The organism is Hallerella succinigenes (genome assembly GCF_002797675.1).
In the GTDB taxonomy this organism is placed as follows: Bacteria; Fibrobacterota; Fibrobacteria; order Fibrobacterales; family Fibrobacteraceae; genus Hallerella; species Hallerella succinigenes.
In genome coordinates this window covers 1715923-1728181 of the sequence record NZ_PGEX01000001.1, presented here as the reverse complement: position 1 = coordinate 1728181, position 12259 = coordinate 1715923, and the positions used below count along the sequence as shown (strand labels likewise).

Here is a 12259-nt window from a genome sequence, read left to right as displayed (position 1 = left end):
TCGTGCTCGGCGGCGCAAGAGACACCGTTATCAAGAAAGTTCTGCAGGAACATCCCGCGGTCAAGCGCCTCGGGACAATCCACGAATTTTCTTTAAACACAAATGAACACACCTGCGACTTGAACATCGGACTTGTCGGGGAACCTTACCCGCTCCGCTTTTCTGCAGAATATACCATTACCAAAACTCCAGAAGGAGCTGATTTTCGCATTTCCAAGATTCACTGCGAAAAGCCCTGGATTGAAGAAATTTTGAAGATGATCTTCGAAGCGAAAGGAAATTCGATCCACCTCCCCATCACCGGTCTTGCGGCAAAGCTCGTTTTGACATTTTTATAGTAATTTAAAACTATGGATTTGCACTTCAAGCTGAAAGACTACTTCTCGGAAATTCCGAATTCGGGACTTTCCCCGCTCGACAATCCCGACGAAAAGATCAAACGGATGACGGAAACCGCCGCACTCAAGGCTGCGGTCGTAAGCGCCACCCTCTCCGCCCCAGGCGGCGTCGTGGGCCTCATTTCCACCCTTCCGGACCTCGCCGCGATTTGGCGCATCCAGGCGCAGCTCGTTGCAGACATCGCAGCCGTCTATGGAAAACTCGGTTACCTGACAAAGCAGTCCCTCGTTTGGTGCCTTTGCAAGCAGTCCGTCTTCCAAGTCGGCCGGGACGTTGCAGTCCGAGCAGGGACACATCTTTTGCTCAAAAAGTCCCCTCTCAAGGCTCTGACACGGGCTCTTCCCGTCATCGGAGCGGTGAGCAGCGGAGCCTATGCCGCCTACGATACCTACGGCGTCGCCAAAGTCGCCAAGGCCTACTTCAGCAGTATCGAATCCGGCGAAATTTCGCAAATTTAACCCTCTTTAAACTCAATCAAGGCCTATTTCAGGACTCCTTTTAAATAAAGCCTTGAGCCAACCCCAAAATTTTTCTATTTTGGGCGCCAGTTTTATCAAACTTTTCACGGAAACAAAAATGAAAGATATCCAACACCATAGAAACATCGGTATCTCTGCCCACATTGACTCGGGTAAGACTACCCTCACCGAACGTATCCTCTATTTCACAAAGCGTATTCACGCAATCCACGAAGTTCGTGGTAAAGACGGCGTCGGCGCTACGATGGACTCCATGGAACTCGAACGCGAACGCGGCATCACGATTCAGTCTGCAGCCACCTTCGCTAACTGGACTCACACGATTACCGGCGAAAAGGACACTATCAACATCATCGATACCCCGGGGCACGTGGACTTCACGATTGAAGTGGAACGCTCCCTCCGCGTGTTGGACGGTGCAATCCTCGTTTTGACCGGCGTGGAAGGCGTCCAGTCTCAGTCCATCACTGTTGACCGTCAGATGAAGCGCTATCACGTCCCGCGCGTCGTGTTCGTCAACAAGTGCGACCGTTCCGGCGCAAACCCGCTCCGCGTGGCTGTGATGCTCAAGGAAAAGCTCAATCACAAGCCGATCGTTATGCAGATCCCCATCGGCCTCGAAGACCAGCTCAAGGGCGTGGTCGACCTTGTCGAAATGAAGGCATACTACTTCGAAGGCGCTAACGGCGACGACGTCCGTATCACCGACATCCCGGACGAACTCAAGGATCAGGCTCAGGAATACCGTGAAAAGCTCGTTGACTGCTGCGCAGATTACAACGACACAATCATGGAACTTGCTATGGAAGGCAAGTACGGCGTGGATGAAATCGACAAGGATCTCCTCAAGAAGACCATCCGCGAACAGACGATTTCCCTCGAACTCACCCCGGTCTTCATGGGCTCCGCTCACAAGAACATCGGCGTTCAGAAGCTCCTCGACGGCGTTATCGACTACCTCCCGAATCCGACAGAAGTCGAAAACAAGGCTCTCGATATCGACAACAACGAACAGGAAGTTGTTCTCAAGAGCGAAGACAACGCTCCGCTCGTTTGCTACGCGTTCAAGCTCGTCAACGACCGCTATGGCCAGTTGACCTACATCCGCGTTTATCAGGGTACAATCAAGAAGGGCGATTCCATTGTCAACATGGCAACCGGCAAGAAGGTTGGCGTTGGCCGTCTCGTCCGTATGCACGCAGACGAAATGGTGGACATTACCGAAGCCGGCGCAGGCGACATCGTCGCTTTGTTCGGCATCGACTGCGCATCCGGTACGACCTTTACCGATGGCAAGAACAAGTTCAACATGACTTCTATGCACGTCCCGAATCCGGTGATCGAACTCGTGATCGAAGCTAAGAACCGTGACGAACTCGACAACATGTCCAAGGCTCTCAACCGCTTCACAAAGGAAGACCCGACATTCCAAGTCGAAGTCGACAAGGAATCTGGCCAGACGATCATCAAGGGTATGGGTGAACTTCACCTCGACGTTTACATCGAACGTATGCGTCGTGAATACCACGTTGACGTCCAGACCGGTGCTCCGCAGGTGGCTTACCGAGAAACCATCACCCGCGCTTCTAAGTTCGAATACACGCACAAGAAGCAGACCGGTGGTTCGGGACAGTTCGCTAAGATCATCGGTGAAATGCGTCCGATGGAAGTCGAAGGCGATGCTGAAAACACGTACAAGTTTGTGAACTCCGTCGTGGGTGGCCGCATTCCTAAGGAATACATCCCGTCCTGCGATAAGGGTTTCCAGAGCTGCATGGAAGCAGGTTCCTTGATTGGCTTCCCGGTCGTCGGCATCGAAATGGAAGTCACGGATGGTGCATACCACGAAGTCGACTCCTCTGATATGGCGTTCCAGATCTGCGCCCGTATGGCATTCCGTCAGGCTTTCGAAAAGGCTGGCGCTCAGATCCTCGAACCGATCATGAAGGTCGAAATCACGACCCCGACCGAATTCCAGGGTAACGTTGTGGGTAACATCTCCCAGCGTCGCGGTAACATCGTCGGCACCACGGAAGAACGTGGCGAAACCACGATCGAAGCAGAAGTTCCGCTTTCCGAAATGTTCGGTTACGCAACGGACCTCCGCTCCATGACTCAGGGTAAGGCTGAATTCACCATGGAATTCAAGAAGTACGCCCCGGTTCCGCGCAACATTCAGGAAGAACTCATCAAGAAGTACGGTGACAAGGCCAAGGCCGGTCAGCGCTAATCTTTTCGAAGTTCAGAGAATTAAAAAGGCGAGCTCGCAAGAGCCCGCCTTTTTTAATGCGATAACAAAGAGAGAGATTTTTCCGTCGTGCTCAAACGAGAAGTGCAGGGCGCCTGCCCTGCACTTCAGCTAGGAGGATGATCAATGAAACAAGTCGGGTACGCGCCCCGATTGCCCTACCCTACGGTTTGCTCCAGCATCCCTTCGCTAAACCAAGGCAGTCGGGCCGCGCCCCTTACCTATTAAACTAAAACAACAAAAATCCAGAATCAAGAAAAATCAGCACGAGCATTAGACCAACTCGGAACATATAAATTTGGAATTTGCGAATTTTGAAAAAAGAGCCCGCCTTGCGACGGACTCTTTTTATACTCACGGCGGGAATCGAACCCACGACCCACTGCTTAGAAGGCAGTTGCTCTATCCAACTGAGCTACGCGAGCCAATTTTTGCCAAACATAGAAAAAATTTTTCAAAGATACACCCTTCTACTTGATTTTCCTACACAGATTTTACAATTCAGCACTTGCCAATTTCCACGTTCTTGCTACATTCCTTTCTGAGCCTCGGAATGGTGCGCATGGACATTTGATTTTTCAAATGTCTTTTTCTATAAGGAGAAATGCACCATGGTAAAAAACGAAAAGATGTCCGAGATCCGCGAGTTCTTCAGCGGCCACACCTACCTGGACCCTACCTACGACCCCGCCTTCAAGGAGTTCTTCGGCGACGAGGAAACGCTAAAAAGTTTCCTCAACGGACTTCTGCACCTGGAAGGCGACAACCGCATCAGGCGGCTCACGTTCAAGTTCGAAGAGGAAATCCGCTTCCGCACGCCCTACCCGAAGAACCTCACCTTCGACATTTTCGCCACCTCGGAAAACGGACGTTTCTTCGATATCGAGATGCAGAAGGCGAACCACGCGTTCTTCATCGACCGCGCCATTCTCTACAACGCCTTCCTCACCATCCGGGCGAAGCAGGAGATGGAACGCTCGCCGGAGTACATGGCACTCGGCTTTGACGAGCAGCGCAAGCGCCGCTACGAGCTGCCCGACACGGTGTCCATCTGGATTTGCAACTTCGACCTGCCCGAAACGGGCGGCGAAGCCATTGACCGTTGGAACGTGTATAGCAAGAATGCGCTCCGTCGCGGGAATGCGGAACCGGTTTCGCCGAAAAATAGTTATATTATCGTAAACCTTCCGCGATTCACCAAGTCGGCAGACAAGCTGGAACGGCCCGAGGAAAAATGGCTCTACCTGCTCAAGAACGCGGGTTCAAGCGAGGCGCTTCCGGACTTCGGGCACGGCATCTTCGATTCGGCGCTGGAACGCATCAAGGTAGATTACGTGAAGGACGACTTTTTAAGCGTACAGGAGAAGGCTATGATAGCACAGGAAGAAATCGACTGTCGCATCGCCGAAGGGCGTATCGACGCCCGCAAGGAAGGCCGCGAAGAAGGCCGTGCGGAAGGCCGCAAGGAAGGCCGTGCGGAAGGACATAAAGATGGACTTGCAGATGGAATCAGCATTTTTGAGTCTCTTGGCGTTTCTCGGGAACTGCTGGACAAAGCAAGGCAAATTGCGGCAGAAAAGCAGAAATAAGTAAAGGCGGATCAAGTCCGCCTTATTTTGTACATTATCCATTGTCAATCACTGCCGCGTTTAGCGCCGATGTTCGTCAACGGGAAAAACTGCATGTTCAGGCGGTAAACCTCATCGGTCCGCTCTGCTTCGGTGGCAATCGCCACGATACGTCTACGGCATTCGGCAAGTTCGCGGACAATGCGCCCGTAATTTTCCCGGGTAATGCCAATGGTAAGCCCTGTAATGTCGCGCCCCTCGGTGCTTTCGTTTTTAAGCGCATCGACGGCAAGCTCCGCCATCTGGATTTGTAAGTCATGGGCTATCATACGCTTCACCGGAGACATCGCTTTTCCCATTTTTAAGGAGCGTTCCGTTTGCCTAAAATTTCCATTCTCCTTTTCTAAATAACCCGCCCGCTCTAAAAAATCAAGGATTTTTTTGACCTCACCCGTCGAAATCCGGCGACGCGAAGCCAAAGAAATCCGCTTTGCCGAGGCATTCGGCATGGCCTGAGCCAGTTCCCGAACGAGCAGATTTTTCCACGATTTAAAAAGTCCATATTCATCGGCAATGGCGTTTTTCACATGGCTTTCTTCCGAAAACCGTAAAAACGCTTCAAGCGTTTTTTTCTTGCTATCGATGTCATTTACACTACCAAAAGAAACAAGACGTTTGAAAAATTCCGATTCAACGTTCGAAAGATTCATGGCGTTTGCCACTTGCAGCGCCGAAGTTTCGCTCAGGTTCTTTTTGCCTTCGCACACATACTGCAAAAACACCGGAGAAGAAAAACCGGCAAGCTTTGCAAACGCCCCCCAGGAAAACCCGGACAGCGCCTTTCGCTCGGCATAAAAATCTCGGATATATTTCCGATAATCCATGTATTCCGTAATCGGTGCCATAACCTCATATCTATATTCAAAATCTAAAAATTCAAATATTTGGAATATAAAAATTTATGATTTTAGTATAAAATGCCAATTTTTACTAAAAATTATAAATATTCAATCATAAAATAGAATATAAAATAAATGTTTCCCATTCAATTTCGGATCTTCCAAGAGCCTATTTTTTGAAAAATAAAACAAAATCATGACACTTTTCCTTTTTTGTTTATACATATTCAATAAAGGTGCCGGTGGCACCCAAACTTTTGAAAAGGAACCATATGCTTTCGTATCAAGACGCCTATAAGATCGCCGCTGAAGTCCACAAGGGACAAAAGGACAAGGCGGGCGGCCCGTACATCGATTTTTTGCAGAATGTCGCGGATTACCTTAAAAGCAAGGGAGAGCCAGAAGAAGTCCAGGTTCTCGCCGTCTTGCAGGACGTCCTTACCGATTCCACGAAAAAGACCCCGGCTGACATCCTTCAGCTGGGTGTTCCTGCCGATATGGTTGCTCGTATTCAGAAGATGACCCACATCAAGAACCAATCTTGGATCGACGAATACAGCTGCAAGCTAATGGCAGAAGGCACTCCAGCTGAAGAAGCAACCTATGAAGCCCGCGAAAAGGAATTCGTGGAATTTGTTTCGACGCTCAAGGACGACCCGATGGCTGTCAAGGCAAAGAGCGCTATTCTGCATGTGCTTCTCGACGACAAGTACACGCGCCACGACCATCGCGAACTGAAAAACCAGTTCCGCATTCGTAAATACCAGCGCGCGATTGAGGCTCTCGAAGCGTAAGCTTAAAAACACGTTTTTAAAAGTCCTGCTCCTTGCAGGGCTTTTTTATTTCTTCAAAGCCCATGTAGCCGGACATATTGCAATTTGTTATCTTTTCCGCGTATTAAATTAGCGCTAAACAACATTTAGCACAAAACCTCACAAGGAACACAACCATGGCAAATAAAGTCTACAACTTTAGCGCAGGACCTTCGGTTCTGCCGGAACAGGCACTCAAGGAAGCATCTGCTGCATGCATCGACTTCGAAAACAGCGGCATCAGCATTCTCTCTATGAGTCACCGTTCAAAGCCAATCGACAACATGTTCGCAGAGACCGAAGAATACCTTCGTGAATTGATGGGCATTCCTGAAAACTACGACATCGTGTTCCTCGGCGGTGGATGTTCTCTCTTGTTCTGCATGCTCCCGATGAACTTCCTGAACCAGGACGCTACGGCTGACTACGCTCTTACCGGCGTGTGGGCCAACAAGGCCTGCAAGGAAGCCAAGCTGTTCGGCAACGTAAACGTGGCTTGCGATACCAAGTCCGAAACCTACAGCCGCATCGAAAAGAACCTGAACCTTTCCGACAACGCCAGCTACCTCCACATTACCGCCAACAATACTATCTACGGCACGGAATGGCAGAGCTTCCCGAAGCCGAAGTCCGGCTTCCTCATGGCCGATGTGAGCTCCGACTTCCTCGCCCGCAAGATCAACGTATCTGACTTCGGCGTGATTTACGGTGGAGCACAGAAGAACATCAGCTGCGCAGGCGTGACGGTGACGATTATCCGCAAAGACCTTCTCGGCAAGGTCGATCGCACAATTCCGACTATGCTCAACTTCCAGACCCACATTGACGCAAAGAACATGTTCAACACGCCTCCGGTATTCGCCGTCTACGTAATGAACCGTACTCTCAAGTGGCTCAAGGAATTCGGCGGCGTCGAAGCGATTGAAAAGCTCAACCGCGAAAAGGCGGCTCTCCTCTACAGCGCACTCGACGCCTCTAAGGTGTTCGTCGGTACCGCTGCGAAGGAAGACCGTTCTATTATGAACGTTCCGTTCGTTTTCAACAAGGACGTCGTCGCAGCCGACAAGGCAGACGATCTCGCTAAGGAATTCCTTGAATTCGCTAAGGCCCGCGGTCTTCAGCAGCTCAAGGGTCACCGTTCCGTGGGCGGCTTCCGCGCTTCCATCTACAATGCAATGCCGATGGAAGGCGTCCAGGCTCTCGTGGATTGCCTCGGCGACTTCGAAAAGAAGGTCCTGGCTTAATTCCAAGCCCGCACAAATTAAAAGAAAAACCTCCGCAATTTTGATGTGAACCCCGAAAGTTGGACACAACTTTCGGAGTTTTCATGTACCAGAAACACACAAAAGAAGAATGGGCCAAGGCCTATGAACTTCACAAGGATGGTTACGACTCTCCGTCAATCTCAAGGTTGACAGGTCTGGAACTGTCCGAAATTAAGCGCCATATCCGGCTTTACCGACAGACCGGCTGTTGGCAGACTGAAAGGAAAACGAATGTTCGGTCAACTCCTGCCTTGAGGAGGACTGTCATCGACGCGGTCGTCAAGAAATCTCTATCTTATGCGGAAGTTATCGCCAAGTACAGCATAAGTTTTACCAGCCTGAGTTCTTGGCTGCGGAAATACCGTCATGGCGGATACGAAGAACTGCTAGCTACCAAGCCGAGAGGGAGACCACCCAAGATGAACAAGGCCAAGCCGAAATGGACAACGGGAATGAGCGAGATTGAACGCCTCAGGGAAGAAAATGAGTATCTAAAAGCGGAGAACGCCTACCTAAAAAAATTAAAGGCCCTAGACCAGGAAGAAAGTGCCGAGATGTTCGGTATAGGGCCCAAGTCGTCCGCGAACTGAGCGCCGAGTACGCCCTGAGACATCTCCTGAAGGCTAGCGGGCTGTCCCGCTCCACGTACTACTACAACCTCAAGGATGGCCCCGACCGCTACGCCGTCGTGCGCAAGCGAATCAAGGCCATACACGCCCAGAACAAGGGTCGCTATGGCTACCGCCGCATCGTGGCCCAGCTCCGGAACGAGGGCTATGCCATAAACCACAAGACGGTCTATCGGCTCATGAAGGAAGATGGCCTGAAGAACGTGCGCAGGCGCTGCAAGTACCGCTCGTACAAGGGCGAGGTCGGCAAGACCGCCCCGAACAGGCTCAAGCGGAACTTCAACACAAAGGCCCCCAACAGGAAATGGACTACCGACGTGACTCAGATAAACATCGGCATGGACAAGTGCTACCTGTCGCCAATACTCGACATGTATAACGGCGAGATAGTCAGCTACGCAATCTCGGACCATCCGGACCTGAAGATGGTAATGGACATGCTGGACCGGGCATATGCGAAGAAGCGTACCTGGAAGCGACTGGTTCTGCACTCGGATCAGGGGTGGCACTACCAGCATGCGATTTACCAGAAATCGCTGAAAGATCATAAAATCATCCAGAGCATGAGCCGTAAGGGCAACTGCCTGGACAATGCCATGATGGAGAACTTCTTTGGAATAATGAAGTCAGAGCTTCTCTACCCGAACACGTTCAGAAACATGGACCACTTCAAACAGGAGCTGAGGAAGTATATCGAATACTACAACAACGACCGGATAAAGCTGCGCCTAAACGGAATGAGTCCGGTACAATACCGGACTCATAACGCTGTTTTATCCTAACTTTAAACTGTCCAACTTTTTGGGTTCAGTTCAATTTTGCGGAGGTTTTTCTTTTTCAACGGAATAAAATGAAAGGAGAGAATCGAGCGAGGTTAGTCGCCGTCAATGCAGCGGACGGAATAACCGTTTTCTGCCTTCGGGGCGAGTTCGCGGACCATGTTATCTCCCATACGTCCGAGCACCCAAATCCAGATTGTCGAGTTACGACCGTTCTGAGAGCTCCAATAAGCGGTGTATTCGCCCATTTCGACATAACGGTGTCCACGGCCAACTACTTCACGGCGACCGGAACCGAATGCGGTAAAGCCGTATTCATCGGTACCGCCACTGCCCTGCCACCCGGTACGGGCCTTAAGCTTCGAAGCAAAAGCTTCGCACTTCTGAACGCCGTCATAGCAGCCGGTAAGCCCGGTGAGCATGTCTTGCCATTCACGGTCACGCGGTAAATGGAAGCCCTTCGGGCAAGCCTTGCGGGCGCCTTCGAGAGAATAGAGACGACCGCTGCGAGCGCAGAAGTTGTCCTTGTCGTCATAGCACCAGGATTCACCCGGAATATTGTAGTTCATGTTCTGAGCCAGCCAGACTCTGCCGTCGATTTTGATCGTGCGGTACATTTGGCCATCGCGCGCGTCCGTGATAAAGCTCGAGTTGCGCTTGACTTCGCTAAAGTGTTCCTGTTCTGCGATACGGAATTCGGCGAGCTTGTCGCGGCGGCTCTTTTCCGCACGTTCAAAGGTCGCATTCCAATATTTTTGGGCTGCAGAATTCTTGAACTTGATCTTCAAATCCTTGAGCGCATAAAGTTCATCGCCACAAGCGATGTCCACGCCCTTGATGTTCACCTGGACATCTTCCTTGCCAAAGGTTTTCGGAGCGCCAATGTAGGAAATCCAAGCTTCACGCGTCTTATTGCAAACACCGTAGAAGCGCTTGTTTTCAACAGTATCAGCGGGGACCTTCATCACGCCATGAACGACAAAGTCATAGCCATCGCCTTTAACAGCAAACGCCACCGGCTGCTTTTCACCGTAGTATTCATACTTGTAAAAACGCACCTGGCCATCAATCGGAGCGCTTTCATATTCACCCTGGCCCTGCGCATCGAAAATAGCGTCCCACGTACGCGGTGGAGACGCGAAAGAACTTGCAGAGAAAAGGGAAATAATTAACAGAGGGAGAGTTGTCAGTCGCATTTATTTTTCCTTCGAAAGCAGTCGAGCTGCTTCCTTCGCAAAGTAAGTCCAAATCATTTTTGCACCGGAGCGCTTGATGCCCATCAGGCTTTCTAAAACGACGCGGTCGCGGTCGAGCCAGCCATTTTCGGCCGCGGCACAAAGCATTGCGTATTCCCCGCTAACTTGGTAAGCGGCAACCGGGACATCGGACATGTCCGCCACTTCGCGAAGAATGTCTAAATAGTAACAGGAAGGCTTCACCATTACGATGTCTGCACCCTCTTCCATGTCGAGAGAAACTTCGAGCATCGCTTCCTTGCGATTCGCAGGATCCATCTGATACGTTTTCTTGTCGCCAGCCTTCGGCGCGGAATCCAAAGCGTCGCGGAACGGGCCGTAGAACGCCGAAGCGTACTTTGCACTGTAAGCCATGATCGAAGTGTTTGTAAATCCCGCGTTATCGAGAGATTCACGGATTGCGGCGATGCGGCCATCCATCATATCGGACGGGCAAACAAAATCGGCGCCTGCCGCTGCATGGCAGACAGCCATTTTGCAAAGCACTTCCACGGTTTCGTCGTTCAAAATTTCACCCGTCGGAGAAACGATGCCGTCGTGACCGTCAATGTTGAAAGGGTCGAGAGCGATGTCCGTCATCACGACCATCTCTGGGAACTTTTCCTTGACTGCGCGAACACAGGTCGGGACAAGGCCATTCGGGTTGTAGCTTTCCGATCCCGTGTGATCCTTTTTGGATTCTTCGATCGAAGGGAAAGGCGCAATCGCCTGGATTCCCAGGGAGAAACATTCTTCGAGTTCCTTCAAAAGAACATCGACCGTTTTGCGGGTCATGCCCGGCATCGACGGAATCGCTTCTTCCTTGTTAGAGCCTTCCATGATGAAGACCGGATAGACGAAATCCTTCACGGAGAGTTCCGTTTCGCGAACGAGATCGCGGACTGTCGCGCTCTTACGATTGCGACGCGGACGGCGTACCAAATCCAAAGCAAATTTCCGAGTCATTTTCACAACCTCTAATTAACGCATCGTTCCAGAATGGAGAACATCCATCATGTTGAACGGCTTTGCAGAACCCTTCGCCAGTTCGGCGGCGAGGAAGTTCACCGCATCCACAGAACCTTCGGCGTAAATCTTACGGCCGCAGACGTTATGGCGGAATTCAAAGTGCACCGTACCATCGGCGCTGTCGAGAGAATAGGTGTGGAATGCGTGCCCCGAAAGGTATTCTTCAGGAACACCCATACGTTCCATGGATTCCTGATCGTTACGCACCTTTTCAATGCGGCTCGCGTCGAAATCGAGGCCCATGTTTTCAAAAGATTTAACCACAGCCTTAGCAGTACCGCTCGTGTCGGCCTTCGTCTTCTGATGGCTTTCGACCACGGAGAGTTTGTAGCCGTCGAATGCGGTCGGGAAAGTCTTGGAGAGCCATTCGATCATCGCCTGGAAAGCAACGATCTGTTTTGCCATATTCGGAGCGATCACGCTCGGATGATTCTTTTCTTGGACGAGCTTCATCAACGCTTCGCGGTCGCCACCGGTCGTGCCCATCACAAAAGGAATCTTGTGGGCGACGTAGAACTTGGCGTTGTCATTCACTGCGGTCGGATGGGTAAAGTCCACAGCGATGAGACCCGGATACTTAGCAAGGACTTCGCCAATGCGAGCTTCACGATTAGAAGGCTTTAAGAGCTGAATGGTCTTACCGGCCACTTCCGATTCATTTTCAACGATCTGTTCGCCAGTCAAAGAGAACGGAACAAGTTCCAGTCCACGTGCAACGCAGGTCTCTGCAACAATCTTTCCCATGTTCCCCGGAATACCGTTCACCATCACGAATGTTGCCATAGAAAACTCCTATCCAATAAGTTTTTTTTCGTCCCAAAGATAGAAATTCTACATCAAATCCTAAAGGCTCTTTCGCCGGGGAGGGAAGGATTTTTGGAGTTAATAATTCGCCATTCACAATGAATCGGAACAAT

General features: G+C 50.9%; 12 protein-coding genes and 1 tRNA gene. 8 read left to right on the top strand and 5 right to left on the bottom strand.

What is annotated here, in order from left to right; all coding sequences use genetic code 11:
• The first annotated feature begins 2 nt into the window (after nt 1-2).
• From BGX16_RS07900 to fusA, 3 genes are all read left to right on the top strand, one after another.
• Nucleotides 3-338, top strand: a complete 336-nt coding sequence (locus tag BGX16_RS07900) for a hypothetical protein (RefSeq protein WP_100425557.1) — start codon at nt 3-5, stop codon at nt 336-338.
• 12 nt (nt 339-350) lie between these two features.
• Nucleotides 351-857, top strand: coding sequence for a DUF697 domain-containing protein (locus tag BGX16_RS07895; RefSeq protein WP_100425556.1), 507 nt, complete (start codon nt 351-353; stop codon nt 855-857).
• A gap of 118 nt (nt 858-975) precedes the next feature.
• Nucleotides 976-3108, top strand: coding sequence for an elongation factor G (gene fusA, locus BGX16_RS07890; protein ID WP_100426795.1), 2133 nt, complete (start codon nt 976-978; stop codon nt 3106-3108).
• Between the two features lie 369 nt (nt 3109-3477).
• Here fusA and BGX16_RS07885 read toward each other — a convergent pair.
• Nucleotides 3478-3551 (bottom strand) — tRNA-Arg (locus tag BGX16_RS07885).
• 186 nt (nt 3552-3737) lie between these two features.
• Between BGX16_RS07885 and BGX16_RS07880 the strand changes: the two genes are divergently transcribed.
• Entirely contained in the window at nt 3738-4715 is a 978-nt protein-coding gene (locus BGX16_RS07880) for an Rpn family recombination-promoting nuclease/putative transposase (protein ID WP_100425555.1), read from the top strand.
• A gap of 44 nt (nt 4716-4759) precedes the next feature.
• Here the strand turns inward: BGX16_RS07880 and BGX16_RS07875 are convergent, their stop codons facing one another.
• Complete coding sequence (locus BGX16_RS07875; protein WP_100425554.1) at nt 4760-5599, bottom strand: TIGR02147 family protein; 840 nt, start codon at nt 5597-5599, stop codon at nt 4760-4762.
• Nucleotides 5600-5865: 266 nt separating this feature from the next.
• On the opposite strand from BGX16_RS07875, the gene BGX16_RS07870 reads away from it, so the two are divergent.
• The 4 genes from BGX16_RS07870 (at nt 5866) to BGX16_RS07855 (ending at nt 9081) form a co-directional block, all read left to right on the top strand.
• Nucleotides 5866-6387 (top strand): HD domain-containing protein, encoded by a 522-nt coding sequence (locus BGX16_RS07870; protein ID WP_100425553.1) that lies wholly within the window; start codon nt 5866-5868, stop codon nt 6385-6387.
• A gap of 155 nt (nt 6388-6542) precedes the next feature.
• The gene (gene serC / locus BGX16_RS07865) at nt 6543-7649 is read left to right on the top strand and encodes a 3-phosphoserine/phosphohydroxythreonine transaminase (RefSeq protein WP_100425552.1); all 1107 of its coding nucleotides are present in this window, start codon (nt 6543-6545) and stop codon (nt 7647-7649) included.
• A gap of 83 nt (nt 7650-7732) precedes the next feature.
• Complete coding sequence (locus BGX16_RS07860) at nt 7733-8260, top strand: helix-turn-helix domain-containing protein (protein ID WP_100424741.1); 528 nt, start codon at nt 7733-7735, stop codon at nt 8258-8260.
• The gene (locus tag BGX16_RS07855; protein ID WP_157798087.1) at nt 8191-9081 is read left to right on the top strand and encodes an IS3 family transposase; all 891 of its coding nucleotides are present in this window, start codon (nt 8191-8193) and stop codon (nt 9079-9081) included. The genes BGX16_RS07860 and BGX16_RS07855 overlap by 70 nt, the downstream gene beginning before the upstream one ends.
• A gap of 92 nt (nt 9082-9173) precedes the next feature.
• Here BGX16_RS07855 and BGX16_RS07850 read toward each other — a convergent pair whose 3' ends face one another.
• Genes BGX16_RS07850 through dapB form a run of 3 tightly spaced genes read right to left on the bottom strand, consistent with a single transcriptional unit; the run spans nt 9174 to nt 12125 of the window.
• Nucleotides 9174-10274, bottom strand: a complete 1101-nt coding sequence (locus BGX16_RS07850) for a fibrobacter succinogenes major paralogous domain-containing protein (RefSeq protein ID WP_100425551.1) — start codon at nt 10272-10274, stop codon at nt 9174-9176.
• Nucleotides 10275-11279, bottom strand: coding sequence for a porphobilinogen synthase (gene hemB / locus BGX16_RS07845; RefSeq protein ID WP_100425550.1), 1005 nt, complete (start codon nt 11277-11279; stop codon nt 10275-10277).
• A 15-nt stretch (nt 11280-11294) separates the two neighbouring features.
• On the bottom strand, nt 11295-12125 hold the full coding sequence (dapB, locus tag BGX16_RS07840; protein ID WP_100425549.1) for a dihydrodipicolinate reductase: 831 nt from the start codon (nt 12123-12125) through the stop codon (nt 11295-11297).
• Between the last annotated feature and the right edge of the window lie 134 nt (nt 12126-12259).